Consider the following 25,377-nt stretch of genomic DNA (forward strand, 5'->3'; position numbering starts at 1 on the left):
GTATGCTTCCTGCCAGGTGGCGCGGGGAAGAGGGATGTGACCACCTTTGTCCTCATCTGTGATGACCGTGCAGCGCACTCGTTCCGAGGGTCGTCGCGGCGGGATGTCGGTCGAGGAAGTGCGGTCCCTGCCGGCCACGGTGAGCGTGGCGACGGCGGCTCGCGCGTTGGGGATCGGTTCGGACAAGGCGTACGAGTTGATCAGGGACGGCTCGTTCCCGGCGCAGACGATTCCGTTGGGCCAGACGCAGAAGGTGTCGACGGCGAGCTTGTGGAAGGCGCTGGGGATCACTCTGGATGTGTAGCCACCCATGAGGCCCGGACGCTGCGTCGTTTATGCACGTCCGGGCCCCTCTTCCGCCTCGCTCCGGCGTGGATGTAATCGCCAGCGATGCAGATTGCCCCGTACAGGTTGCTATGAGGCGCGTCACATGCGGTGACGGGCGATGCCTCCTGGCCTGCAAATATCGCGTTAAGGCTGGCCAGTTCACGAGGTCGTACGCACGCATGACTCCCGGGCCACATATACATTGGCCTATGTCAGGTCTAAGGGACTCCTAACGCGTTGCCGACGCGAGGGGTCGCAGATGCGAATCGTTGATCGGAGTCAGCTGCGTGGGACGGTTGTCGGGCTACGTGCGCAATGGGGTGGTGCATCCACAGGAGGCGCCGTTGCTGCGGGAGGCCGTCACGCTGCTGTTCAGTGGCGATTCGGAAGCCAAGGCGACGCGGTGGCTGACGAGCAAGGGCATGCTGACCCCGCGCGGCAACGAGTTCCGCCGCGAAGTGCTGCACCGGCTGCTGGTCAATCCGCGGCTTGCGGGTCTGGATGAGAACGGCGAGCCGATCAAGGGCTGGGACGAGCGGGTTCTGGAACCGGACGTCTTCCGCCGCCTGCAGGCGCTGTACGCGGAGCGCAGCGAACAGCGCGGCACACCGCGTGACGCCCACGAGTACCTGGCCACCGGCGGATGCGCGGTGTGCGACGAGTGCACGACGGCCATGATCGGCAGCCGCGCCCACGCTGAGGCCCCGCCGTCCTATAAGTGCGACGGCTGCGGGAGAACCCGCATCAACGCCGAGAAGCTCGAAGACTTCCTGGCCGAGCACGTTCTGGCTGAACTGCTGAAGCCGGGGGCGCGTGAGCGACTTGAGCAGTTGGAGCGTGACATCGAGGCGGAGATCGCCCGCCTGAAGGAGCACATTGCGGGCGCCGACGAACGGTTCGCCGGCATCGGTGACTTGTACGGGCGCGGCCTGATGGTGAAGGCCGCGTTCGTCGCCGCACAGAACGCCAGCAAGGACGACCTGCGGACGTCCAAGGTGCGGTTGAAGTACCTGGAGCAGATGACCGACCTGCCGATCGGTGACGTGCACGACCTGGTGGCCTGGTGGCGTACGGCCCCGTTCGCGTCGAGGCGGGCCCTGGTGCTGCTGGAGATCGAGCACGTGCGGGTCGGTCGCGCCGAGGGCAGCCAGGCCCCGGACAAGCGGGTCCTGCTCGACTGGCGGCAGCCCGTCAACTGAGCCGACATCGCAGCTTCGTTGGTGACCGGGGCGGGCCCAGCCGCGCCCCAGTCGGTGATCGCGAACGCTCCTCCGTCGCTACACGCCCGGGACGGCGGAGGGCATGGTGGCCTGCTGAGCGAGGTCTCCGGGCGCAACGATCATGAGCCGGGTGTTGTCGCCCAGCCTCTCCAGGGCCACGAACTCCACCTCGGTCTCCTCGCGCTGGTGCGGCAGATAGAGACGCCGACGGTCGCCGTCGGGGTGGGTGACGGTGGTGACGTCGTCGTCGAGGATTCGGCGGGCAACCGGATCGGCCTGCCTGATGTGGTCGCAGACCTGGCTGAGGCGCGCGTCGTCCGGGTTCGCTTTGTGCGCGAGGCGCAGTTGTGAGGCCATGGGCTTGGCCCAGGTCTCCTCCCAGTCGATGAGCTGCAGGCGCGCTTCGGGGAAGGTGAGCGCCCAGATCATGACGTTGATGCCGTGCAGCATCCACGGGTAGTCGCGGGCCGCGGCCTCGTTGAAGACGCGTACGTCCCAGCTGTGGGTGTAGGTGTACGCGGGATATATCTGGCTGTGGACGATGGCCGCGCCGACGGGGTCGATGGTGCTGGCGTCCGCGTTCGGGAGGGGTGGCGGTTCGCAGCCGTTGGCCTCCAGCCACAGGTGGGCGCGTTGCGCACTGTCCAGGCCGAGGACGCGCACGATCCTCTCCAGGAACTCGTCGCCGACGTGGTCGAGGACGCCGCGCTCCAGCTTTCCGTACCAGCCCTCGGTCACGCCGGTGAGCTCGGCCATGTCCCGTTGGGTGAGGCCTGTGCGGCGGCGCGCGCCGTAGCGGGCGGTGAACCCGGGCACGGCGTGCGGGTCGCGTGATTCGCGCCAGGACTTGAGCATGCGGGTGATCGGAGGCAGGTTCCGCGACATACAGGTGCAGGGCTCCCCTGAAGTAAAGAACAGGAAAAGTATGAGGGAACCCTAACGCAGCTTATACATGTGTCCGACTTGAGGGGCCTGTCATACAAGACGGGCATGTTCACATCCATTCCAGACATTCCGACGCCCCGGATGGGCGATAACCCGTACTCGCAGTGCCGGTTGTGCGGGTACCGGCACGCCCAGAACCGGCCTAGCGGGATGGAATCCGGGCAATGTGTGGCACCGCCGCCGAGGTCACCTTCCTCGACGGCCCTCTCGCCTCCGACCTCCGCCCCACCGGGCGACGAGCCGTGGGCGGACATTGCATCGACGACGATCCCAGAGGTGTCAGGCATGAGCGTCTTCATCACCGGCGGCAACCGAGGCATCGGCTACGCCATAGCCACCGAGCTTGCCCAGGCCGGCCACAACGTGACCGTCACCTACCGCTCCGGTGAGCCGCCCGCCCATTCCTACCTTCCGGGCCAGGAGCACACCGGGGGTCGCTTCCTTGCCGTGCGATGTGACGTGACCGACCCTGAGCAGGTCGACGTGGCGTTCAAGCAGGCCGAGGCCGAGCACGGCCCGGTCACCTCCCTCGTCTCCAACGCGGGGATCACCCGGGACGGGCTGCTCGCCCGCATGAGCGAGGACGACTTCACCGCGGTCCTCGATGCGAACCTGACCGCCGCCTACCGGGTCGCCAAGCGCGCGCTGCCGGGGATGCTGCGCGCCAAGGGAGGCCGGATGGTGTTCATTTCGTCGGCGACCGCGATGCACGGGGAGGCCGGGCAGACCAACTACGCCGCCTCCAAGGCCGGGCTGATCGGACTGGCCCGGTCCATCGCCCGCGAGTACGGCTCGCGCAGCATCACCGCGAACGTCGTCGCGCCGGGGCTGACCGCCACGGACATGGCCGCCGCTCTGCCGGAGGACCGCGTCAAGGCACTGCTTGGGCAGATCCCGCTCGGCCGCCTCGGGCAGCCCGAGGAGATCGCGCGCACCGTGCGGTTCCTCATCGACGAGGGCTCCTACATCACCGGTGCGGTGATCCCGGTCGACGGTGGCGCGGGAATGGGGCACTAACAGGTGACCGTATCGAGGCAGCCCGCCTGGGGCTGCGGGGGAAGACGGAGGCGAGGTTGTAACGCGGGACGGCGGCGCTGCGCACAAGGCCGGAAAGGGGCAGCCGGTCTACGCACTGCCGGGACGAGGGGGCAGGGGTGATCGACGTTGACCGCATTCTGACGCTGGCCGCGCAGCCTGCCCGGGCGGGGTCGGGCCGCGGCCGCGATGCGGACCGCATGGCCGCGCTGGCCGGACTCGCGGACCGGCGCGATGCGCTGGCCCGGCCCGTGGCATGGTCGGCGGCCCTGTGCACTGAGCACGGTCGGACGGAGCTTGAGGGGCCGGGCGGCGAGCGGGCGGCGGCGCGGGTGTGCAGGGCCTGCCCGATCCGCAAGGAGTGCTTCACCGTTCCCATCTCGGGGGCGCCGCCGCAGGTGCGGGCCTGGCGCAAGCATGCGGACGAGCAGTTGTAGGTGACGCTGACGGGCGCCGAGATCTCCTCGGCGCCCGCCAGTGTTTCCGCATGTCAGAGCCCCTTTGAGGGCGTGGTCGAGGTCACGTTGGCGTGGGATTCCGGGAGTGGACACCCCCTCTATGGATAGTAGAATTAACTCAAGAGATGAGGGAGAAAGAAACCTCACCAGCACCACTTGGAGCCCGAAATGCAGCGCGTCCTCAAGATGAGCCAGGTCCACCGCAACCCGCGCCAGCCGCGCGAGTACTTCAGCGAGGACGCGCTGAACGAGCTGGCCACCTCGATCGACACCTACGGCCTCATGCAGGCCATCGAGGTCCGCCCCGACAACGAGAAGGGCGGCTACGAGATCGTCTCCGGCGAGCGCCGCTTCCGCGCCCACCAGATCCTCGGCCGCACCAAGATCCGCGCCAACATCACCTCCGAGAAGAACGAACTCCAGCGGTTCAAGCGGTCCATGTCGGAGAACGTCACCCGCGAGGACATGACGCCGTTCGAGGAGGCCCACGGCTACCAGCGCATCCTTGACGAGGAGGAAGGCGCGACCATCGAGTCCGTGGCCGCCGACTTCGCGAAGACCACCACCTACGTGAAGCTGCGCCTCGCACTGCTGGACCTGCGCATAGAGGTCCAGGAGCTCGTACAGGACGGGAAGATCGGCACGCAGGCAGCCGTACAGATCGCCGCCCTCAACCTCGCCAACCAAGGCTCCGTCCTCAGCAAGTTCGTACGCGGCGAGTTCGCCTCGGACAACGAGATCGTGCACTTCGCCTACGCGATGAAGCAGCAGCAGGATCAGGCCGTCCTCATGGTCGTCGAGGAGATGACCGAGGAGCAGCGCACCGAGCGCGCGGCAGCGCAGAAGAAGACCCGCAGCACGCTCGACAAGATCGAGCAGGTGCGGGCGCTGCTCGACGAGATCGGCAAGACTGAGCCGCTGAAGCTCGCCGAGACTCTCGAGACGCAGGTCGGGGCACGCCTGGAGCAGCTCGACCGGGTCGCCGAGTCGCTGACCCGGGCCCGCTTCCAGCTCAAGCAGGCCAAGGCGCACGCCGAGGCCCGCCAGCTCGTCACGGTCAACCCGGAGGCCGAGGCCGACCACAGCACCGAACAGGCGGACGCCGCCGACGAGCGGGAGCCTGTCGCGGCCTGACCGGCTCACCTCCGGGGGTGCGGGCGACCGCGTCCGCACCCCGGCCGGCGCGGCCACAATTCCGCGCCGCTTCTTTCCCGAAACCCCGTCACTGCACAGGAGCAGGTTCGTCATGCGCTACAGCGCGCCCCTCAGCCCCGCCCAGGCCGAGCAGCTCGGCAACGACGTCGGCATGATCGTCGCCTTCGCCGCGAGGGCCCTCAACCACATGCACGGCACGAACATCGATCGCCTCATGCGGACCTTCACGTCGTCCAACGCTCTGGAGGTCACCGCGGCCCGCTACTTGAAGGCCCTCGAGGACGGCCACACCCCGGGTGAGGCGGCAGGCCGGGCCGGGACCGCGCTCGTACGGGACTGGGCGGACGCCGTCCTCGAAGCCTCCGGGACCGCCCAGCCTCACAAGGAGAGCAAGTGACCACCCGCCGGGACTGGACCGTCATGGGCCGCGCCGACTTCGACGCAGCGGCCCCCAACGAACTTCCCGTACCGGCGGGCCCCGCTCGGATCGCTGCCGTACCCGACCGGTTCGGCACCGCCGCCCTCTTCGGCGACACCGTCCCTGATCCCGGCCCGCATCGGTCCGGCCGCGAGCAGCCGGGCGACGTCGCCGGTCAAGAAGAACTGTTCTGACACCCGCACCCCTGCAAGGAGTAAGCCTGTGAGCACGAGCACCGAGGCGCTGCTCAGCGATGTCCGAAGCGCCCTGCACCGCCGCCACATAAGGTCCCATTCGCCGGACAAGGACCGCCCGGGCTGGCGCGCCCAACCCACTCTGCTGGACGACATTCCAGCCGTGATCCTGACCTGGCACGGCGCGGAGGAGCCCAACGCCCATACGCCCCAGCACAGCACCATCACCGCGGTCGCAGGCTGGCTCCTCCATCTCGAACGCCACCTGGAGCAGGAGTTCATCGTGGGACGGCTCTATGCGGAACGCCCCGGCAGCGGGGCCGACCGCACGCTCGTCGCCCTCCTCGCCTTCCACTCTGTCAAGGGCAATGCAGCACCAGGCGAGCAGAACGCCTTCTGATCTCAACCCCCGTCACCACAGGAGCTTTCATGCCGATCTACCTGCCTGCGCCTGCACCGACACGACCCGCCGACGGCAAGGGATTCAACCGCCTCACCCTGAACGCCCACATCGGGGCGGGCGGCCCGCAGTGCGCCCTGATGCCCACCTCGTACCCGACGCTCTTCGAGAGCTACGACACCCGCCGTGCCCGGTGGGGCGGCTTCGGGCCCTGCATTCAGCGCAAGCCGGACTGCGAGACCTGCCCCGTGCTGACCGAACTGGGCAGCTCCACCGAGCAGATCACCTTCAACAGCCCGCGCGTCCTGGTCCGCATCGACACGACCGTCAACCCGGACGCATCGTTCAACGCCACGCCGGTCACCACACTGTGGATGACCGACCAGCCAGAAGACCCGCGGTACCGCAGCAACGGACAGAAATGGACCTGGCGGCGCATCCTGCACGTCAAGGGCTGGGAGCTCGGCCGCCGGCACCGGGACGAGCTCGGTGACGGGTTCTGGCTTCACCGCACCGTGCACGCGGCGGCGCCGCACGTCGAGGTCCGCACCAGGGCCCGCCAGACCTCCACTCGTCACGCCTTCTTCGTGAACGGTACGCGGGCAGCTCTGCTCATCTGCTACAGCCGATGCCGCCACGACGAGACACTGCTCAACTCGGTCGGCCACCACACCCCCGAGCGCGCCGAGGACGATGCGACGGCACTGGGCTGGTCGCAGCTTCGCCTCCCGCAGGACCACAGCGGTGGCCGGTACCTGCAGCTCCAGGTGAACTGGGGCGCGTGCAGCGTCACCTTGGCGGATGGCGGAGAGGTCCTCGCCCGCCTGGAGTTCAGCGGATCCTCCTGGGCGGCCGGGCAGATCCAGAACGCGGCCGCCGCCCTGGCCGCGCAGATCGGGGACTGACACCGTGGCGACGTACACCCCGCCGCGGCCGTTCTTCCTGCCGGACGCTCATCTGCCGAACTCGGCCTCCACACCGTGGACATGCCGAACCTGCACCGGCACCTGGCCGTGCGAGACAGCCGAGCAGTACCTCACCGCAGGCCGATGCCAGTGCGGCTCGCCGATGTACTGGGAGAAGAGCAATCCGCGCCGCTGGCACACCGGCCCCCGCTGCTACAGCCACGCTGACCAGATGGCCGCGCTCGCCGAAGAGCTGCACCAGTACCACCAGGCGCACCCGCATTACCCGCCGCCCCGACCGGACCCGCCGAGACGCAGGCGCCGCCAGCGCCCTCCGTACGCTCACACGCCGAGCGGGCCCGGAGACATCCGTCCGGGCACCTGGCTGTGGGTCAAACCCGGTGGCCTGCACCCGGCCTGGGGTGACATTCACCGTCTGGCGATGCTCACGCATCTGGACAGGTCGTACTGCGAGGTGTGGCTGGACGACACCACCGTCCACCGCGTCAGACCGCACCTGTTGATCCTGGAGCGCACGCCCGTCGTGAACGCGGCCCGCGCGGCAGGCGTTACCTCCCTGGTGTGCGGCGGCAGCGGCCCTGCGCCGAGGCCGCTTCTCCCCCAGTGGCGATGGCTCGGCTGGACGCTCGCCGAGCACATCGAGCATCTGGGCGCCGATCCCGAGCCGCAGGCAGTGCCCGTGCAGGAGGGCCTGTTCGCCGCGTAGCACCGCGACGGGCGTGGCGGAGATCATTTGCGGGGAGTGGACATCCCCACCATGGATAGTAGAATTAACCCAAGAGGTGAGGGGGTAGCCCACACCGGCCCAACCATCAAAGGAGGAGCGGGTGTTCGCCACTCCGGCAATCATCGACGCGATCACTGTCACCGGCACTCACGCCCCGGAATGCGACGGGTGCGAGGGTGGCGGCACCATCACCTACTTGCACGGGCCGTACGAGCGCAACCGCGAGTGCGACACCTGTCACGGGACCGGCCGATACCTGCCCTGCCCCGCGTGCAGCGACGGCACCAGCCCCGGCACGGGCGACACCTGCCCCGTATGCGAAGGCTTCGCAGCCCTCGCCTGACCAAAAATAGGCCACTACCCAAATGGAGACTTAGTGATCTTCGGAGACTCGCTCACCGCGGAAGCCCTGGCCGCAAGCGGCAAGACCAGCGCGACCCTCAGCCCCAGCGGCACAATCCGCCTCGCCATCACCCTGCACGACGACACCATCCAGCACTTCGAGCACCCGCCCGCCGGCACCTGCACGGACTGGCGGGTCGCCGAACTCGAAGCCCCCGGCTCAGGCTTCACCTTCGATGAACCCGTCACCGAACAGTGGGGCCACGCACTCACCCTCATCGCCCGCAACTCCCTTACCTGACCAGCCAGGAGACCAGCATGGAAGACTTCGAGAAGCACACAGGCGTGACGCTCGCCCGGCCGACTCCCAAGGGCATGCTCCGGCCCTTTGGTGAAGTGCGCGGACACGCCACCGACCCCATCAGCGGACAGCGGCTCGTGATGGTGCAGTGGCCCGGCGCACCCAAGCCCCTCCCGTACGAGCCCGATGAACTCGCCATCGCGGACTGACCCAGAAATAGGTCAGTGCACATCTTTGTGTTAGGTTCTGAGTGATGTCAGGCCCTGGCACGGCCCGACCATCCACCCATACCTCCGGACGGGCAGCGACCCCCCGCGCCCCGCCCGCCCGGAACGGCTCGTCAGATACGAGCCACCCCTCCGGCCGGGACCCGCACCCCCCTGCGGGTCCCGGCCAACCCATGGAGCAACCAACATGCCTGCCCTGAACAACCACCACGACATCCAGCACACGAGCCACGACGACGCCCTGTACGAGGCCCTCATCCTGGAGCGATACGGCCGCTCCCTGCAGGAGATCCTGTGGGAGGAAACGAAGCGCCCGCTGCCCGAACTCCTCAAGGAACGCCACCGCCGACCCGCGCTCCCGGCCACACCCGCCGTCCGGCGCCAGCCGCGACCGGACCCGGACGCCGCCGCGCACCTCGCCGCCCTCCTGGAGGCCGACGTCCCGTGCCGCAGGCGGGCCGCGTGACCGAGGAACAGTTCCGCCGGCATGTCCGCAAGATCGCAGCCCTCCGCGGCTGGACACTCACGTACCACACGCACAACTCGCAGCGCAGTGACGCCGGATGGCCCGACGAGGTCTACGGACACCCCAAGGCCAAACGCATCATCTTCGCCGAGTTCAAGTCCGACACCGGACGAATACGCCCCGCCCAGCGCGACTGGCTCAAGCACCTCGCCGACTGCGGCCTCGAAACCGCACTGTGGCGGCCCAAGGACCTCGACCACATCGTGAACGTCCTCGCCCCCGACGGCCCCCGCGCCCAACTCCCCAACAACTTCTGACAAAGGAAACAGACCTCGTGCACGATCGCACCAAGCAGCACTCCGAGATTCCTCCGATGCCCGGAGCCACGTGGTGCAACTCCTGCGACAGTTGGTTCAACCCCATCACCAACACCTGCCGCTGCAACAACCGCTAACCACCCAGGGAACATCCGCCATGAACCACTCTGCTCGCGCGACCAACCACACGACGGCACCCCCCGAGCCCCTCGGCCCGGACCGCGAGCAGAGCACCCCCACGCCAGACACCGGCACCGATCTCGTCCTCGCCGAAGTCGCCCGCCTGGCCAACGATCTGTGCGAACACCTCTCCGACGACCAGTGGCGCACAGCAGCCCGCATCCGGGAACTCGCCGAGGCCGCCCTGCCGACCGCCGGAGACCGCTGAATGCACGCCCGCTTCGAACCCCTGCCTGCCCCAACCCGCAGCCAGGAGGCGTACGAAACCGCTCAGGCCCTCCGCGAACACCCGGACGAGTGGGCGCACATCGAGAACCTCGGCAACCTGAACAGGGCCACCAACCTCGCGTACCGCATCCGGACCGGCCGTCACAGCGCCTTCCGCCCGGCCGGCGCATTCGATGCCACCGCCCGCCTCGCCGACGACGGCACCGCCAGCGTCTACGCCTGCTACATCAGCACCACCCGGCAGTAGCCTCCGCCAGCGCCACCACCTCCGGAGCCAACGCCATGGACAGCGTCCTGCTCGACGGAGCAGACCTCACCGCAGCCCACGACACGTACGACGACTTCGCCGAACTCGCAGCCCACGAAACCGAAGGAGTCGACTGGACCAGAGAGCTGCGCCCCGCCCCAGGCTCCGACCTGGCCCACATAGCCATCCACGGCGGAGGCATCGAAGTCGGCACCACCGAGGCCGCGAACGCTGCCGCAGGAGACAGCCACAACTACTACTCGTTCCGCGGCAGGAAAAGGACCTCCACTAACCGAGTCCTGCACATCACCTCAAGCCACTTCGACGAGCCCCGCTGCGTCGCCCTGCAGAACAGCATGGTGCGCACCGTGTCCTGGCACGGATTCCACAGCACCACCAAGATCACCGAAGTCGGAGGTCTCGATGAGCAGCTCAAGCTGTGGGTCAAGCGATCACTTCAGCACGCGGGCTTCACCGTCATCGACGCCGCCGCCGAGCGCGCAGGACGCAACCCGACGAACATCTGCAACCGAAACCTCTCCGGGTACGGCGTCCAGCTAGAGCTGTCGACCGCGCAGCGTGCAGCCTTCTTCCGCGACGGCGACACGAGCGCCGCCAACCGGCAGCACACCACAGAGGAATTCAGCCGCTACATCGAAGCCGTACAGGTCGCCTACCGGCGGCTTCGCGCCTGACTTGTTCCGGGGATCACGCCGGACGCCCGAGAGATCCACGGAGCGAACTCCAGTCAGCGACTCGCGACGGGAGGACGCCCGGGAATGTAGCCCTTCCACTCGGACCGCTCGATGATCCCCTCCCATTCACTGCGCGGCGTGGCGCCTGGCGGAGGGACATCAGTGAACCCGGTCGCCCACAAGGTGCCGGCCGGGACTTCGAGGAGCGGCGTGAAGGGCACCTGAAGCCCGTTCGATTCGGTGGGCGGATCGAAGTGCCACCCCCAGTCGCGGTCGAACAGAAACCCTCCGAAGCTCACACGGCCGTCGCGGCCCGACGCGCAGGCCCCCATGGTCTCGAAGTCCACCCACGGCATCACGAGGTAGGGCCACGTCTTATCGGCCGTCGCAGGGCCCCACACCTCGACCGCCGCCTTGGACGTACGGGTGGCGGCCACCACCAGGCCACTCAGGACGGCCGCGCTCGGGGCTTCCTTCCCCAGCTCAGTAACGTCCACGTCGACGTCCAGCCACTCCTCGGGATGGTCGTCCGCCTGGTCGATTCCCCACCGCTCGGCGACCTGCTGCCGCGAATCGGGCTCGGTCTCCAGCGCGATCTTCATGTCGGCCAGCACTAGCGGGCCGCGGTCGATGAGATGACGGCGGTCGTCCAGCGGGGTCAGCCGGATCACCTCTCCGACGAAGTCCACGGTGGCTCCCTCTTTGGCTCTCGGATCTCTTCGTGTGCCCCGCTCTGGGGACTCGTGTCAGGCAGCTTCCCTTTTCCGGGGGCTGGCCTCGGTCGACTTCTGCCCTGCCTCGCTCATGTGCATGCCCACCCTGCGATTGCTGGTCACGGTAGGCGAGCCCATGGCGCTGCAGCGTTATGAAAGGTGTGCCTGCGCGGCGATTTCAACGACAGCCGTACCGTCGAGCGTGGTGATCGCGCAAGTTGGGATCCCGCCGTACAGCAGGTCCTCCGTCAGCGCGTCGTCGCCGAGCAGCGTACGAAGGAGGTCTACGGTGACGCCGCCGTGAGTGACAACTGCGACCGGCCCTGGTTCGCCAGCCAGGTCGGTCAAGCACGCGAGGACCCGGTCGCCGGCCTGACGTGAGGAATCCCCGGACCTGGGAACATAATCCCGATCTTGTACCGTTGCAGCCCAGTCGGCCAGGAACTCCTCAAGTGGTTCGTCATCGCTCCAGTTCATCCGCTCCCGCAGCCGGGTATCCATCCGGACCGCGAGTCCGCACGCGACCGCGATGAACTCTGCCGTCTCGCGAGCTCGCCTCAGAGGGCTACTGATCAAGGCGCCAATCCCGACGTCCTGCAGATGCTTCGCTGTTCGGGCCGCCTGCTGACGTCCGAGGAGAGTCAAGCCCGGATCGCCGAGTTGGCGCTCCTTCTCCGCGTGCTGCACCAGATAGAAGATGGTCACAGTGGAGCGTGGCGCACGGCCCGCAGCGGGCGCCACTGGAATATGGCCGGCTCAACTCCTGGTCAGGCAGTGAGGATTCGGCGGATTCTCACGAGCCGAACGGGACGCGGGCGAGGACCAGGCCACGCACCTCGGCAGCCTTCCCCTCGGTGATGAGTCGCTTACAAACGGTGTGGAATGTGGCGCCTGTTGTGAACACGTCGTCAACGAGCAGGATGCGTTTGCCCTCCACGCTCCTGTGGAACCTCAGTGCCTTGGCGTGCTCCTCTGCGGCGTGCAGTTTGTCCGCCCACTGAGCGCCGCCGCTGGCCGACTTCTTCGTCTCGTATTTCTTGGTCGCCACGGGCCTGTCGGGGGCGGCGATGGGCCACCGGTCCAGTGTGTCTTCCGTGTAGGCGGACTCCATGATCTTTTCGATGTGCTGGAGCGGCACGCGGTCAGGTGCTGTGGGGTTTCCGATGATGAGGTCGATGTCGGCGACCTGTCTGCGGTTCTCCTCAAGCCATCCGACGATGAGCCGACCGAAGACCTTGCTCCACCCCTTGCGGCCGTCGTACTTGAACCTCTTGATCGGTTGTTCCAGAGGGTGAGTGAACAGGGCAAGGGCATCGACTCGGGTGAAGTAACGCTTCTCCGGGCTCCAGCGGCAGATCTTGTTCCGGCATATGGCGTCCGGGGCATCCAGGCTCTGGCTGCAGACCACACAGTGATGCTCTGCCAGAGGGCGCATGGTTGCCGCGGCACATTCCGCGCACACGGCGGGAGTTCCGTTGATGCGGTAGGCGCATCGGCTGCAGTTGGGGAACCCCAGTGGCCGGGGCAGGCCAGAGGTTCCCGTCACAGGCCCTCCAGCGCGAGTTGGAGCCGCTGTTGGCCGGCTTGCTGGACTCGCGCTGCGCTGCCGAGGCGGGAGAGAACATCGTCGAGTTCGACGACTTCCACCGCTCGCCCTTCGGTGACCATCTTCGCGGCCCACGGCTCATTGGTGGCCAGGGAACGGATGAGGAAGACGTGCTTGCCGTGCTCGGCCGCGAGGCGCGCCTGCATCTTGGCGCCGGAGGTGGAGGACGCCTCGATGACGATGCTGCCGATCGTGCATCCGGACATGACGACGTTTCGGCGTGGGAACGTCCAAGTCGCCGGTCCGGAGGTGGGCCAGAACTGGGACAGGAGCGCGCCGCCCTGGTCGAGGATGCGTGCGGCCAACTGCTTGTTTTGGGCTGGGTAGACCTTCGCGGCAATGCCTGTGCCCATCACCGCCACGGTGCGGCCACCGGCTTCCAACGTTGCCGTGTGCGCGGCAGTGTCGATGCCCTTGGCCAGACCGCTGAACACCACAACGTCGTTTTCCACCAGACCGGCTGCCATGCGAGCGGCACGACGTACTCCGTCTGCGCTCGCGTTGCGGGTGCCGACGACGGCAGCGGACCGGGCATCCCGCTCGTCGAGATCACCGAGGTAGAACAAGAACGGTGGCAGGTTGGGGATCAGCCGCAGGTTGGCCGGATACTCCGGATCAAGCACAGTCACCAGGCGAGCTCCGACCTGGGAGGCAGCCTCAAGTTCGGCGGCGACCCGGCTCCGGGCGTCGTCGAGCTCCGGGAGCGCCTTCCGCAAGATGGTCACGCTCTTGCTGGCGATATCGGAGTCTTCAGGGATGTCGCCGCCGAGGAGCACGTGGAGTGCCTCAGGCGACTGGCACGTCCTGGCCAGCAGGTGCCAGTCGACGGACCTGTTGTCCGTTCGCAGTGCGCAAAGGGCCAGCAGGTCCAGTTGCAGGGGCGTCGTTGTGATCATGTCCTCGGGGGTCCTTCTACTCGCGGTCCAAGGTGTTCGAAGGGTGGTGCTGCTGTGCTGTGGACCGCCTCCATCATGACCTATACGCGCGGAGGCGTATAGGTAGACAAACTGTCGCAAGATCGGCGCTTGCGGGCTCCTTCATTCGAGGTTGACGTCAGTCGACTATCAGGCGCTGTTCGGACACTGCTACTCATCACGGTCCCCATCTGTTGGGACTCGCCCTTCCCGCCCCTGCCTCAGCTCAGCGACTGCATGGCGGATCGAGTCGACCGCCTGGATCCAGGCCACGACGAAAAATCTTCATATGCGCGCGAGCCGACGCACCCGATCAGAGGCGAGACTCAGCAGCCCGATACATGACAAGATCCAAAGCATCATCATGGCCACGGCCCGGCAGTCCTCGATAAGGGTCGGCCTTGGCCCGCCTTGGAGTCACGCCGCTGCCCCTTGAGAACTGCGCGCCCCGGCTGCGGGCGGCCCGGCGCCGGCCGCCCGCAGCCGAATCAAGCGACTACTGCTGCCAGGGGCCGAAACCCCAACTGGCCAGTCCGGCCGCGATAGATACACCCGTCGCAACCAGCGGCGAGACGTACACCGAAAGCAGCGTGCGTCCGCCGAGTTCGACGTGCAGGCCGTGGCCGAACTGGATCTGCAGCCCGCGGCGCGGGACCGGCGCCGCGGGCTCCAGGGCTGCTTCCGCACCCCGGTCGGCGGGGGTGGGGCTGATGGAGGGTGACTGGTCACCGTCGCGTGTGCCATGGTTGGAGCTCATGTGTGTTCCCTTCGCTGGGTGTAGCCGCCGCTTCGCTGGCCTAGGAACCTGAAGACGGCGGCGTGACGCAGGTCTCCCCGGGGGGAGGAGACACAAAAGGGCCCCACCGTGCACGGCACGGTGGGGCCCACTTTGATGTCGGAGACGCTACCGAACGTAAGCCGGGCAGGACAAGCCGATCATGCAGATCTGTGGATCTACGGCCCTCCTGCTTCAGGGTTCTGTCGGTTTATCAGGTCCTGAAGTCGCAATGCGACAGGAAGCGATCAGGGCCCCCACCCGTACGCGTCCTCGGCGGTCTCCGCGAGGAGCAGCGTGCCTTGGCACCGATCTGCGTGCTTCGCAGCGAGATCCATACGTCAGCTCCGGTTCAGCGTCATCGCCCCGCGATCAGTCCGGCAGGGCGTCGCGGGCGATCACCTAGGCTCGATGGTGGGCGTGGGGCTGGAGACCCGTGTCCTCTGCCGCCACCCGCATACCGGCCTCGCTCGCGGAGCTGGCCGTTCCGGTCGACGAACTGGCCCCATATCACCGCAACCCGCGCACTGGTGATCTCGACTCCATCGCCGAGTCGCTGGCCGTCAACGGCCAGTACCGGCCGATCGTCGTCAACCGCGGCACCCTGACTGGCCGTCCGAATGAGATCCTCGCCGGCAACCACACCTTCAAGGCAGCCAAGCAGCTCGGCTGGGACACCATCGCGGTTACCTGGCTCGACGTGCATGACGACGCCGCAGCGAAGATCGTCATCGTCGACAACCGAACCAGCGATCTCGCCGGGTACGACACGGTGCTGCTCGCGGACATCCTCACCGAGCTCCCCGACCTTCAGGGCACCGGCTACGACCAAGAGCAGCTCGACCAACTCCTGGACGAGACGGCACTCCCGGCCCCCATCGAGCTCCCCACCGATGGGGCAGACACAGGGGCCGCTGCGACGGTGGACTACCTGCAGTGGGGGTACATGCAGTGGTCGTCCACGCGTGTACGGATCACGCAGGCCGAAGTCGAGTTGCTCGACGCGCTGTACAAGCAGTTCGTCGGCGACCACGACTCCGACCTCGGGTTCGGCTGGCACGTCCTCAACGAGGAGCACCGTGCCGAAGAGGGAGCGGTCGCGTGAACCCGCTCGACGTTCGCTTCGACCCCGCCTACCCGCTGTCCAAGCTGCGGCCCGCGGACTACAACCCGCGGCGTCTGTCCGAGGAGTCGTTCGTCCGGCTGCAGGGCTCGCTACGCCGCCACGGGGTCGTGAAGCCCGTGATCCTGAATGCCGACGGAACGCTGGTCGCGGGCCACCAGAGGACCAAGGGCTTGAAGGCGATCGGCGAGACGACGACGCCGGCGATGATCCTGCCGCAGAAGGTGCGGCTGCAGGACGAGATCAAGTTCAACCTCCTGCACAACCGGGTCGAGACCGAGTCATCTGTGGTGTACGCGGAGCCCGGGCCGATCGGCCAGTGGTGCTGGATCCCGTGGCAGACCATCGAGGTTGAGGAGTCGAAGAACCTGCCGTTCCAGCAGGCGATCGGGTTCATGACCGCCGCCCACGGACCGTGGGGGTCGGTAGTCATCGACGACCAAGGCCGCATCGTGCTGAACGCCGAGTACGCGGCCGTCGCCAAGGCCCAACGCTTCGACATCCTCGCCTGGACCTGCGCCTCCTTCGACGCCGGCCAGCTCGTTGAGGACCTCACCGGCGAGTACGGCGTCTACGACTGGACCGGCCTCGAAGAACAGGCGCCCGTGTGGAACCAGCACATCGTGCAGCCCAACCGGCTGCGAGAGCACTCCTCGAAGGCCAAGGCGGACAAGGTCCGCTACAAGTCCGAAGTATGGGAGCGCCTCGTCCTGCCGTGGCTGACCACCTCCCACCGGGTGGTGGACTTCGGCGCCGGGCACGGCGACTACGCCCGACACCTCCGCGGCAAGGGCTACAAGATCCACGACTACGAGCCCTACCGCACCCTGAAGGGCAAGTACGCCGTCGACATCCGCACGATCGTCAGCCAGATCCGCACGATCGAACGCGAGTTGAGGCAGAACGGCCTCTACGAGGTGGTGGTCCTCGACTCGGTCATCAACGCCACCACATCCCTCGACTACCAGCACTGGGTGCTCACCACCGTCAACGCGCTCTGCGCAGCGGACGGGCAAGTCTGCATCGGCACACGCAACTTGGAGCGGGAGCTGGCGTACGAAAACTCCGAGCACTCCATCAGCCGCGACTCCACCCGGCTGTCCTTCCTCGACAGCGAGAACGTCGACATGCGGTTCGTGCGCGGCAAATGGCAGCGGATCCGCTACCACACGCCCGAGTCCCTCCTCGGCCTGCTGTCCCGGTACTTCGAGGACGTACAGATCAGCGACACCACCAGGGCCACCGTCAAGGCCGTCTGCAAGCGTCCCCGAGTCCTACCGATCGAGGAATACCGTCAGGCATTTTCGGAGGAATTCAATATGCCCTACCCTAACGAATTCCGACACAACAAGCACAGTGGAATTCTGGACATTTTGATAGAATTGATCGAGGGCAGGAATTCCAAGTTGGAGGGGTAGAGGAATGCATTTTAAGGCGGCCTCAGAAAGAGTCCGCATAGATATAGAAGCCAGGGCCAGCTACCGCATCATGTGGCTGGCCGGCATCCGTGAAATCGACCTGACACAGCACTGTCTGAAGACGTTCGGAGAAGCCGACCGGCCACACATCAACACTCATCAACGTCGGCAGACACTTCACCTACCCGCAGCAAACCCGCCAGTCGCCTGGTACCTGTGCGCTCTACCGATCCCCTGGGACTGGTCCCGCAACGCACACTTGGCGTTCGAGCACGCGCCCGGCGAGACCTGGCAGGGGAACGCCCTCGTGCCAGGCCTCGGAGTTCGACTGGCCAACGCTCGCCCCATCCTCGGATGGGGCGAGCACTCCATTCCGCTCGACGCCACCGGGAGGAGCTCCCGGCTGTACCGGACCTGCAGGAACTGGCAGTTCGCCTGGTGGCTGCGCCTCAACCGCGACGTACCAGACGCGCCACCGCTGCCCGGAGGTGATGCAGACGAGAACGGCCCGGAGCAACTGACGTTCGCCTGACCGACTGACCGGTGGACTCGATGGGCGGCCCTCGTGGACCGCCTACCGAGTCCACCGTGCGGGTCTCCATCTCCGACAAGACCAGTGGGGGCAGGGTCGTGCGGTCTGTGAGGAATGCGGGGGGCTGTGGGACCCTCGGGCGGCGCCTTGCCTCCAGTCAGAAATGCTCGCCGTAGACGCGGGCGTCGCTGCTAGCATCTCCGCATGATCGCGCCTTCGTTCCGAATCGAGATGATGCCCCGCCAGCGGGGCTGCTGATACCGGACGCGCGTGTTTCCGAGGCCCCGAGTCGGGGCCTCGTTCTGTTCACGGACTCGGAGCTCCGCCTCGTTACTGGAGGTTCCGATGACCGCATCACGCCACTACATCACCACAACGATCCCGTATGTCAATGCCCGCCCGCACCTCGGCTTTGCCTTGGAACTGGTGCAAGCAGACGTCCTTGCCCGGCACCATCGCCACCGCGGCGATGAGGTCCGGTTGCTCAGCGGAACCGACGACAACTCTCTCAAGAACGTCCTGGCCGCCGAGGCCGAAGGGGTCGACGTCCAGACCCTCGTCGACCGAAATGCCGAGGCCTTCGCCGCACTGCGGGAACCGTTGGCGCTCTCCTTCGACGACTTCATCCGCACCAGCTGCGACCCGCGCCATCGCATCGGCGTGGAGCGGCTGTGGCGCCAGTGCGCCTCGACCGGTGACCTGTACCGCAAGCACTACGAGGGCCTGTACTGCGTGGGCTGCGAGCAGTTCTACACTCCGGCCGATCTGGTCGACGGCCGATGCACCGAGCACGGCACCGAGCCCCAACTGGTCGCCGAGGAGAACTGGTTCTTCCGGCTGTCCCGCTATGCCGACACCCTCCACGAGTTGATCTCCAACGGGACCCTGCGGGTCGAACCGGCTGCCCGCCGCAACGAAGTCCTCGCTCTCATCACCAGCGGGCTGCACGACTTCTCCATCTCCCGCTCCCACAGCCGAGCCCGCGGCTGGGGCATTCCTGTACCGGGCGACGCCAGCCAGGTCGTCTACGTGTGGTGGGACGCGCTCGGCAACTACGTCACCAGCCTCGGCTACGGGGACAATGCCGAGGCCTATCAACGCTGGTGGGTGCAGAGCAAGCGACGCATCCACCTGGTCGGCAAGGGGGTGGTGCGCTTCCACGCCGTGTACTGGCCGGCCATGCTGCTGTCCGCGGGGCTACCACTGCCCACCGACATCCTGGTCCACGACTACCTCACCGTCGACGGACGCAAGATCAGCAAGTCCAGCGGCAACACCGTCGACCCTGCGGACCTCGTCGACGAGTTCGGCACCGATGCGGTGCGCTGGTGGCTTCTGCGGGAAGTCCCCCGGGTCGGTGACGCCGACTTCACCCGGGAGCGGCTCATCGCCCGGGCCAACGGCGACCTGGCGGGCGGCCTGGGCAATCTCGTCAACCGGGTCGTGACCATGGTTCATCGCTACCGACAGGGGCACGTGCCCCTGCGCCGCGGCGTGGCTCTGGCTACGGAACCGCTGATCGCGGCTTGTCGTAGCGTCCCGGGCGAGGTTGATACGGCCCTGTCCGACTTCGACTTGCGGAAGGCAGCCTCCTCGGTCTGGAGGATCGTGGAAGAGTCCAACCGCTGTGTCGACAACACCCGTCCCTGGGAGCTGGCCAAGGCAGAGCAGGGCGGTGATCGTGGGGCCGGGGAACGTCTCGACACGGTCCTTGCCGCCCTTGTTCAGGCATGCCGCGTACTGGGCGACCAGTTGCAGCCCTTCCTCCCGGATGCCGCCTCCCGTATCGCCGGGCAGGTTGCAGAGATCAATGGGGTTCTGCCGCCTGCGAACCCTCTGTTCCCTCGCATTGCCGAGGGCGACGCATAGGGCGAAGCTCGACCTCGCCTCGTGACGCGCTTCCGGCGGGAGTGGCTTCCGCCGCTCCCGCCACACCGCCCCTGTACAGCCGATAAGTTGGCCAGCTCACGTCATCGTGTTGGTGCTGTGGATCGGGGGACTCATGTTGCCGGAGATCGACGTGAAGCAGCATGAATGGCGGATCGAAGACCGGGAGTACGCCCGGCAGGAGGAACGCCGTGGCCGCCGGTTCGCGTTCACGCACCTTGACCCAGCCCGCACCGCCTTGGCGGTGATCGACATGGTGCCGTTCTTCGTCTCGCAGAATCCGTACTGCCGAGGCATCGTGCCGAACATCAGCCGCCTCGCGGACAGCCTTCGAGCGGCGGGCGGCACGGTCGCCTGGGTCCTGCCGGCGGTGGGTGAGCGTACGGCGGTGGGCGACGAGTTCTTCGGCCCGGAGATTGCCGAACTCTTCCGCACTTCTGGTGGCACCGGGCCTCTGGCCGACCGTCTCTGGCAAGACTTCTTGGTCCACCGCGAAGACTTGTTGGTGGAGAAGTCCGCGCCCAGCGCGTTCTTCCCTGGCCGCTGCCGCCTTCCTGACCTGTTGGAGCAGCGCGACGTGGATACGGTCCTGATCACCGGCACTGTCACCAACGTGTGCTGCGAGTCGTCGGCCCGTGATGCCAGCACGCTCGGTTTCCGGGTCATCATGGTGGCAGACGCGAATGCGGCAGGTCGCGATCAGGATCACAACGCCACGCTGCACACCGTCTACAGAACATTTGGCGACGTGCGTCCCACCCTGGATGTGCTCGACTTGTTCAAGGGGTGAGAGCCCCTGGAAGGTCTGCCGTCGTCCCCGGCCGACGCAGGGGGCAGCCGGGTAGTGCGCTTTGGAGCGCCGCCGCCGCTCCTGTCGCTGCGGGTGTCCCTGTGTCCCGGATCGTGATTTTGTGAACGCGCAGGTCACCCCGGTTCGCGGCTGAGTCAGGGATCATGGACAGTAGGCGCGGGGCCCAGGGAGTTGTGTCATGGGCCGCCCCAACCGCGCCACCCGGGCTGCCATCACTCAGCGCCGCGCCGACGCGATCGATCTCAAGCTCGCCGGCGTCGACTGGCTGACCATTGGCCGCAAGCTGGCCGCCGACCCTGCGATCAACACAGACGGCATCGCCTACCCACAGGGGTATGGCATCGACAAGTACAAACGCGGGCTGGAGCCTCCCACCGACAAGCGGCTGATCGAGCTCGCCTGCAAGGACGTCTCCAAGGCCCTCGTCGAGCGCACCACTGCTCTGGACACCAACACCGATGAGCTGCGTCAGCTCATGGTGGAGCGCCTCGAGCGACTCTTCTTCGGCGTCTACCGCGCCGCGATCCGTAACGGCGACTACCAGGCCGTGGACCGAGCGGTACGGATCATCGAGCGCAGCAGCCGCCTCCTCGGCCTGGACCGGCCGGCCCGCACCGAACTGTCCGGCCCGGACGGCGCCGCGGTCCAGGTGGAGACTGCGGGCCTGGACGAACTAGAGCGGCTGATCACCCTTGCCGGGGGCGATACGGGCGAGGATGGCAAGGGCTGACGAGGCCGCGGTCCTCCAGCTCTACCGGTCGCTTCCCGCGCAGCGACGCCGTGAGATAGCCGCAGCCTCAACCCCTGAACTGCGGGCTCGGCTTGTGCGGATCGAGCGCGAGCTGGCGATGGACCGTTCGCCGGGCGCGATGGCCTCAGTGCTCACCGACGGTCGGGAGATGCAGGCCCCCCACCTGGGGCTGATCGACGCTGCCTTTGAGCAGGTCGCGGCGGGGAAGCCGACTCGGCTGCTACTGACGATGCCGCCCCGGCACGGAAAAAGCCGCAGAGCCGCGAGGTGGGCGCCCCTCTGGTACTTGAGGCGGCGCCCGGAGCACCGGGTGATGATCGCCTCCTACTCCTCCGACCTCGCTGACGATCACGGTCGGTGGATCCGCGACGCGATCCTCACCTACGGCCCGCAGCTCGGCGTCAGCCTGCGCCCCGGCTCCAGCGCGGCGAACCGTTTCGACCTGGCCGGCACCGAGGGCGGCGCCGTCATGGCCGGTGTCGGCGGCGGCCTCACCGGCAAGGGCGCCCACCTGGCCGTGGTGGACGACCCGATCAAGGACGCCCAGGAAGCGTCCTCACCCACCATGCGCAAGCGCCTGTGGGAGTGGTGGCAGGCCGTCCTCCTGACCCGCATCGAGCCGGGCGGCTCGGTGATCTTGATTCAAACGCGCTGGGACGAGGATGATCTCGCCGGCCGTGTCCTGGCCGATGAGGGCGACCGGTGGACGGTCATTGATCTCCCTGCACTCGCCCTGTCCGAGGACGACGCCCTCAACCGTGCGATCGGTGCACCGCTGTGGCCTGAGCGGTACGACGCCGACGCACTCGCCGAGATCCGCCGCTCGGTGGGCGAGCGGGTGTGGTGGTCGCTGTACATGCAGCAACCGCGCCCACAGGACGGCGGTGTGTGGCAGTGGCCGTGGATCACCGAGAACCGGACCAGCGCAGCACAGCTGCGCGGTATCGACCTGGCCCGCATCGTCGTCGCTGTCGACCCGGCAGGCGGAGAGTCCGCTGTCGGTGACGAGACGGGCATCGTCGCGGCAGCGTCTGATCGCGACGGACACCTTTACGTCCTGGACGACCGCTCGGGAAATCGCGGTGCGGACGCTTGGGGCCGCGAAGCATGTCTGCTGGCCATCGAGTTGCGGGCCGACGCCATCGTGGTCGAGTCGAACTTCGGCGGCGACATGAGTACGCAGATCCTCCACCAGGCGTGGCAGGGACTGCAGCGTGAACAGCGCACGGAGGGCATGCTGATGCCCGCGGTACTGCCGGTGACTGCCAAGCAGGGCAAGCGACTTCGAGCGGAGCCGATTGCGCAGCTCTACGAGCAGGGTCGCGTGCACCATGTTGGTGAGTGGCCTGCGCTGGAGCAGCAGATGGTGACGTGGGTCGCCGGCATGGACTCGCCGGACCGCATGGACGCCGCTGTCCACGCTCTCACGCAACTCGCGGCCCCCAGCGAGGCCGGTAGCACTCTGACCCCGTACGGCGACAATCGCCTGTCGGGTCGGCGATGAACACAGAAGGGTCGCATCGGGGAGTTCACGCCAGCACCCCACCGCAGGCAGCAGGTTCTGGGCGAGCATCACCGCCCACTGCTGGAAGGGCTCCGCAGCGTCCTCGATCCCGAGGCGGGTCTTGAGGAAGTACTGCGCCCCGGGCGATCCGACCGACGCAGGTCCTCGATCACCTAGGGTGAAGGAGGCGCGGGGCCGACGTTACGGACCTCAACCCTGTGGGCTTGCGCACCTTCCTGACCGACGCCTGGTCGTGGCTCAACTACAAGCCGATCATGTCCGCCGCGCACGACGGACGGCCTCACCGATCTCTGGCTCCTGAGCTCCACGCGACGTGGCTGCCCGATGAAGCAGTTCGGCGTCTCGCCGCGTACAAGCTCATGGCGGCCTACGACAACAACCAGGCCGGCGAGCTCGCCGCTCTCACAGGCAACGAAGCAGCCTCCGAACGGCGGGAGTTCGGTGATGCGTCGACGTTCGTCGACACGGCACTCGCACACTTGCTGGGCAAGTCTCAGCAGATCATCGTGCCCGGCGCCGAGCACGCCACCGATGACACCCCAGCGCCCGAGGCTGTGGCAGCCGCGGAAGTGCAGCAGCGCCTGCGAACGTGGGCGGAGGCCGAGCTGCTCCCGTTGCGTATGCAGGCCGCCGAGCGCAAGGCCGTGCTCCTCGGGGACGGCCTGTATCTCCTGGCCTGGGATCCGGACAAGCAGCGAGTACGCCTCAAGACGTATGACCCTGGCTTCTACTTCCCCGTGATCGAGGACGATGCCGACCCGGGCGACTATCCGCAGCGCGTGCACCTGGCTTGGGAGCTCCCTGAAGACCCCAAGAGGGGAATGAAGGCGCGGCTTCGGCGGATCACGTACGAGCTCGGCCCCATCACACCGTCCACACGCAGTCATGAGGGAGCAGATGGGCAGGGCATACGGCCGATCAGTGATGGGCCAGGAGGGCTCGTCGTGGAGCGCGGCGATCGCTACAACCCTGGCTCCGGCAGGATCGAACGGACGTACCCCTGGGCATCTGGGCAGACGTCGGCCGTTACGTGCCATCTGACCGATGCTGAGTGGCTCTTGGACGATCTGCGGCACGGCCAGTCTCTGGACGAGCTGCCGCTGGACAAGGCCCGCTTCCGTACCCGTGGGGACGGGGAGGTTCTACACCGGCTGGATCTGCGGCTGGACTTCATCCCGATCGTCCACATCAGCAACACGGTGTCCGACGGTGAGCATTTTGGGCAGCCGATGCTCGCGAAGGTCATGCAGGCCCTCGATGAACTGGCGGAGTCCGACACGGACTCCGCTCGTGCCTCCGCCACCACGGGCGCACCCATCATCGGCCTGGCCGGTGCACGCCCCGAGGTCGACCGTGTAACCGGCAGGCCCAAGCCTCTTGCGGTCGAGCCTGGAACGATCTTCGCGCTAGCCGACGGCGGCCGCATGGACGTCCTTGACACCTCACATCAACTCGCCGCACTTCGTGCCCGTGTTGAGGAAGTACGAGACAGGGCCGCCGTCAACGCCCGACTCCCGGCCGTCAGCTTGGGCACCGTCGATCCCTCCGACGTCCCCAGCGGATACGCCCTCCAGCTGTCCCTCGGCCCTCTCGACTCTCTGGTCGACTCCATGCGGCTCGCGCGCGCCCACAAGTACACGTTGCTGTTGAAGATGGTGCAACGGATTCACCAGGCTGGCCATGCCAAGGGCTGGGCTGCCGGAGCCCCGCTGTCAGCCCAGATCGTGTTCGGCCCGCACACCCCCACCGACCGGACGGCCATCTTGGAAGAGGTGGTGCGCGGCGTTACCGCGGGGGTCCTCTCGCTTGAGACTGGCATCCGCATGCTGCAAGACGCCGGATACCCCATCGAGGACGCCCGTCAGGAAGTCGAACGGATCAGAGCCGGGCGACAGTCCCAGGCGAAGACCAAGCCGAAGCCCATCGCGTCGGCTGCAGCCGAGGCGGAGGCGGGTGATGTCAGCGAGTAGATCCGGATTCCGTGTAGTACTTCTCTGACTTCACCTCTCGTATCTCCAGAGTGAAGTCCTTGCCCGTCGGACTGTCGACGTATGTCTCCTGCTCCGACGCCCCTGGCTCCCCGCTGCGTTCCCGCTGGGTGATTTCGTACTGGCCGCGGCTCCTGCTGTCGGGCTGCACCCCGGACAGAGTTATGGCATTACTGCTGGTGCGCACAGGGGCACCCGCTCGCGACACGTCGATTCTGATCGTGTACGTCTTCGCCTCGGTGGAATCGTTGTATGCCGTCACTGAGACGTGCGGCGTGTACGTGCGGTCCCCATAGTCCGGGATGTTCGACGACGCTTTATCTACGGATTGGTAGGTGACCTCGATGCGGCCGCCGTCGACAGGGATCGTCGTCTGCTCGGCGTAGGTGAGAGAGCGATCCCAGGTGCTGGTGGAGTCCCCCTTGGAGATCATCCACCAGCCACCCGAGGCCAGTGTGGCGGCGCACACGGCGCCGACACTGATGATCAGCTTCTTGTTCTGCAGGTTGCCCACGGTCCCCCCATG

General features: G+C 67.1%; 33 protein-coding genes. 26 read left to right on the forward strand and 7 right to left on the reverse strand.

From position 1 onward, the window contains the following. Nucleotides 1–61: 61 nt before the first annotated feature. Nucleotides 62–304, forward strand: a complete 243-nt coding sequence (locus AB0D49_RS18265; protein WP_362758218.1) for a DNA-binding protein — start codon at nucleotides 62–64, stop codon at nucleotides 302–304. Between the two features lie 310 nt (nucleotides 305–614). Beyond that, entirely contained in the window at nucleotides 615–1,526 is a 912-nt protein-coding gene (locus tag AB0D49_RS18270; protein WP_362758220.1) for a recombinase family protein, read from the forward strand. Between the two features lie 78 nt (nucleotides 1,527–1,604). Here the strand turns inward: AB0D49_RS18270 and AB0D49_RS18275 are convergent, their stop codons facing one another. Next, nucleotides 1,605–2,402: a helix-turn-helix domain-containing protein gene (locus tag AB0D49_RS18275; protein ID WP_362758222.1), complete on the reverse strand. Its 798-nt coding sequence runs from the start codon at nucleotides 2,400–2,402 to the stop codon at nucleotides 1,605–1,607. Between the two features lie 375 nt (nucleotides 2,403–2,777). Between AB0D49_RS18275 and fabG the strand changes: the two genes are divergently transcribed. The 16 genes from fabG to AB0D49_RS18355 all read left to right on the forward strand — a co-directional run bounded on the left by fabG (nucleotide 2,778) and on the right by AB0D49_RS18355 (nucleotide 10,808). Continuing rightward, on the forward strand, nucleotides 2,778–3,509 hold the full coding sequence (gene fabG, locus AB0D49_RS18280; RefSeq protein WP_362758224.1) for a 3-oxoacyl-ACP reductase FabG: 732 nt from the start codon (nucleotides 2,778–2,780) through the stop codon (nucleotides 3,507–3,509). 137 nt (nucleotides 3,510–3,646) lie between these two features. Beyond that, nucleotides 3,647–3,964, forward strand: coding sequence for a hypothetical protein (locus AB0D49_RS18285; RefSeq protein ID WP_362758226.1), 318 nt, complete (start codon nucleotides 3,647–3,649; stop codon nucleotides 3,962–3,964). 189 nt (nucleotides 3,965–4,153) lie between these two features. After that, the gene (locus AB0D49_RS18290; protein ID WP_362758228.1) at nucleotides 4,154–5,119 is read left to right on the forward strand and encodes a ParB/RepB/Spo0J family partition protein; all 966 of its coding nucleotides are present in this window, start codon (nucleotides 4,154–4,156) and stop codon (nucleotides 5,117–5,119) included. A gap of 112 nt (nucleotides 5,120–5,231) precedes the next feature. Beyond that, nucleotides 5,232–5,537: a hypothetical protein gene (locus AB0D49_RS18295; RefSeq protein ID WP_362758230.1), complete on the forward strand. Its 306-nt coding sequence runs from the start codon at nucleotides 5,232–5,234 to the stop codon at nucleotides 5,535–5,537. Beyond that, a complete protein-coding gene (locus AB0D49_RS18300) occupies nucleotides 5,534–5,752 on the forward strand; it encodes a hypothetical protein (RefSeq protein ID WP_362758232.1) in 219 nt (72 codons plus the stop codon). Before AB0D49_RS18295 ends, AB0D49_RS18300 begins: the two co-directional genes overlap by 4 nt. 28 nt (nucleotides 5,753–5,780) lie before the next feature. Further along, nucleotides 5,781–6,152, forward strand: a complete 372-nt coding sequence (locus tag AB0D49_RS18305) for a hypothetical protein (RefSeq protein ID WP_362758234.1) — start codon at nucleotides 5,781–5,783, stop codon at nucleotides 6,150–6,152. A 29-nt stretch (nucleotides 6,153–6,181) separates the two neighbouring features. Continuing rightward, nucleotides 6,182–7,057 carry a hypothetical protein gene (locus tag AB0D49_RS18310; RefSeq protein ID WP_362758236.1) on the forward strand — a complete coding sequence of 292 codons (876 nt, stop codon included), beginning with the start codon at nucleotides 6,182–6,184 and terminating at the stop codon, nucleotides 7,055–7,057. 4 nt (nucleotides 7,058–7,061) lie between these two features. Then, a complete protein-coding gene (locus tag AB0D49_RS18315) occupies nucleotides 7,062–7,784 on the forward strand; it encodes a hypothetical protein (protein WP_362758238.1) in 723 nt (240 codons plus the stop codon). Nucleotides 7,785–7,905: 121 nt separating this feature from the next. Continuing rightward, nucleotides 7,906–8,148, forward strand: coding sequence for a hypothetical protein (locus AB0D49_RS18320; RefSeq protein ID WP_362758240.1), 243 nt, complete (start codon nucleotides 7,906–7,908; stop codon nucleotides 8,146–8,148). Between the two features lie 33 nt (nucleotides 8,149–8,181). After that, entirely contained in the window at nucleotides 8,182–8,448 is a 267-nt protein-coding gene (locus AB0D49_RS18325) for a hypothetical protein (protein WP_362758241.1), read from the forward strand. 17 nt (nucleotides 8,449–8,465) lie between these two features. Further along, nucleotides 8,466–8,657 (forward strand): hypothetical protein, encoded by a 192-nt coding sequence (locus AB0D49_RS18330; RefSeq protein WP_362758243.1) that lies wholly within the window; start codon nucleotides 8,466–8,468, stop codon nucleotides 8,655–8,657. 205 nt (nucleotides 8,658–8,862) lie between these two features. Beyond that, nucleotides 8,863–9,141 carry a hypothetical protein gene (locus AB0D49_RS18335; protein ID WP_362758245.1) on the forward strand — a complete coding sequence of 93 codons (279 nt, stop codon included), beginning with the start codon at nucleotides 8,863–8,865 and terminating at the stop codon, nucleotides 9,139–9,141. Further along, nucleotides 9,138–9,458 (forward strand): VRR-NUC domain-containing protein, encoded by a 321-nt coding sequence (locus AB0D49_RS18340; RefSeq protein WP_362758247.1) that lies wholly within the window; start codon nucleotides 9,138–9,140, stop codon nucleotides 9,456–9,458. Before AB0D49_RS18335 ends, AB0D49_RS18340 begins: the two co-directional genes overlap by 4 nt. A gap of 157 nt (nucleotides 9,459–9,615) precedes the next feature. Next, nucleotides 9,616–9,846 carry a hypothetical protein gene (locus tag AB0D49_RS18345; RefSeq protein WP_362758249.1) on the forward strand — a complete coding sequence of 77 codons (231 nt, stop codon included), beginning with the start codon at nucleotides 9,616–9,618 and terminating at the stop codon, nucleotides 9,844–9,846. Further along, nucleotides 9,847–10,113 (forward strand): hypothetical protein, encoded by a 267-nt coding sequence (locus tag AB0D49_RS18350; RefSeq protein WP_362758251.1) that lies wholly within the window; start codon nucleotides 9,847–9,849, stop codon nucleotides 10,111–10,113. A 35-nt stretch (nucleotides 10,114–10,148) separates the two neighbouring features. Further along, a complete protein-coding gene (locus AB0D49_RS18355) occupies nucleotides 10,149–10,808 on the forward strand; it encodes a poly-gamma-glutamate hydrolase family protein (protein WP_362758253.1) in 660 nt (219 codons plus the stop codon). Nucleotides 10,809–10,861: 53 nt separating this feature from the next. Here the strand turns inward: AB0D49_RS18355 and AB0D49_RS18360 are convergent, their stop codons facing one another. The 5 genes from AB0D49_RS18360 to AB0D49_RS18380 form a co-directional block, all read right to left on the reverse strand. Continuing rightward, complete coding sequence (locus AB0D49_RS18360; protein WP_362758255.1) at nucleotides 10,862–11,497, reverse strand: hypothetical protein; 636 nt, start codon at nucleotides 11,495–11,497, stop codon at nucleotides 10,862–10,864. Nucleotides 11,498–11,671: 174 nt separating this feature from the next. Next, nucleotides 11,672–12,226, reverse strand: a complete 555-nt coding sequence (locus AB0D49_RS18365) for a histidine phosphatase family protein (RefSeq protein ID WP_362758257.1) — start codon at nucleotides 12,224–12,226, stop codon at nucleotides 11,672–11,674. Between the two features lie 88 nt (nucleotides 12,227–12,314). Further along, complete coding sequence (locus AB0D49_RS18370) at nucleotides 12,315–12,929, reverse strand: phosphoribosyltransferase family protein (RefSeq protein ID WP_362758259.1); 615 nt, start codon at nucleotides 12,927–12,929, stop codon at nucleotides 12,315–12,317. A gap of 134 nt (nucleotides 12,930–13,063) precedes the next feature. Next, nucleotides 13,064–14,023 (reverse strand): DNA-processing protein DprA, encoded by a 960-nt coding sequence (locus tag AB0D49_RS18375; protein ID WP_362758261.1) that lies wholly within the window; start codon nucleotides 14,021–14,023, stop codon nucleotides 13,064–13,066. Nucleotides 14,024–14,537: 514 nt separating this feature from the next. Then, the gene (locus AB0D49_RS18380) at nucleotides 14,538–14,798 is read right to left on the reverse strand and encodes a hypothetical protein (protein ID WP_362758263.1); all 261 of its coding nucleotides are present in this window, start codon (nucleotides 14,796–14,798) and stop codon (nucleotides 14,538–14,540) included. Between the two features lie 454 nt (nucleotides 14,799–15,252). Between AB0D49_RS18380 and AB0D49_RS18385 the strand changes: the two genes are divergently transcribed. The 8 genes from AB0D49_RS18385 (at nucleotide 15,253) to AB0D49_RS18420 (ending at nucleotide 24,833) form a co-directional block, all read left to right on the forward strand. After that, a complete protein-coding gene (locus AB0D49_RS18385) occupies nucleotides 15,253–15,921 on the forward strand; it encodes a ParB/RepB/Spo0J family partition protein (protein ID WP_362758265.1) in 669 nt (222 codons plus the stop codon). Beyond that, entirely contained in the window at nucleotides 15,918–17,357 is a 1,440-nt protein-coding gene (locus AB0D49_RS18390; protein WP_362758267.1) for a ParB N-terminal domain-containing protein, read from the forward strand. Before AB0D49_RS18385 ends, AB0D49_RS18390 begins: the two co-directional genes overlap by 4 nt. Before the next feature lie 70 nt (nucleotides 17,358–17,427). Continuing rightward, nucleotides 17,428–17,889 (forward strand): hypothetical protein, encoded by a 462-nt coding sequence (locus AB0D49_RS18395; protein ID WP_362758269.1) that lies wholly within the window; start codon nucleotides 17,428–17,430, stop codon nucleotides 17,887–17,889. A 345-nt stretch (nucleotides 17,890–18,234) separates the two neighbouring features. After that, the gene (locus tag AB0D49_RS18400) at nucleotides 18,235–19,758 is read left to right on the forward strand and encodes a methionine--tRNA ligase (protein ID WP_362758271.1); all 1,524 of its coding nucleotides are present in this window, start codon (nucleotides 18,235–18,237) and stop codon (nucleotides 19,756–19,758) included. Nucleotides 19,759–19,891: 133 nt separating this feature from the next. Then, nucleotides 19,892–20,566, forward strand: a complete 675-nt coding sequence (locus AB0D49_RS18405) for an isochorismatase family cysteine hydrolase (RefSeq protein ID WP_362758273.1) — start codon at nucleotides 19,892–19,894, stop codon at nucleotides 20,564–20,566. 199 nt (nucleotides 20,567–20,765) lie between these two features. Beyond that, nucleotides 20,766–21,317, forward strand: coding sequence for a hypothetical protein (locus tag AB0D49_RS18410; RefSeq protein ID WP_362758275.1), 552 nt, complete (start codon nucleotides 20,766–20,768; stop codon nucleotides 21,315–21,317). Between the two features lie 94 nt (nucleotides 21,318–21,411). Beyond that, nucleotides 21,412–22,842: a terminase family protein gene (locus AB0D49_RS18415; protein ID WP_362758277.1), complete on the forward strand. Its 1,431-nt coding sequence runs from the start codon at nucleotides 21,412–21,414 to the stop codon at nucleotides 22,840–22,842. A 224-nt stretch (nucleotides 22,843–23,066) separates the two neighbouring features. Beyond that, nucleotides 23,067–24,833, forward strand: a complete 1,767-nt coding sequence (locus AB0D49_RS18420) for a hypothetical protein (RefSeq protein ID WP_362758279.1) — start codon at nucleotides 23,067–23,069, stop codon at nucleotides 24,831–24,833. Here the strand turns inward: AB0D49_RS18420 and AB0D49_RS18425 are convergent. Further along, on the reverse strand, nucleotides 24,823–25,365 hold the full coding sequence (locus tag AB0D49_RS18425; protein WP_362758281.1) for a hypothetical protein: 543 nt from the start codon (nucleotides 25,363–25,365) through the stop codon (nucleotides 24,823–24,825). The genes AB0D49_RS18420 and AB0D49_RS18425 overlap by 11 nt on opposite strands. Nucleotides 25,366–25,377: the final 12 nt, after the last annotated feature.

Origin of the sequence: Streptomyces sp. NPDC048290, from assembly GCF_040652095.1 — a bacterium.
Classification (GTDB): Bacteria; Actinomycetota; Actinomycetes; order Streptomycetales; family Streptomycetaceae; genus Streptomyces.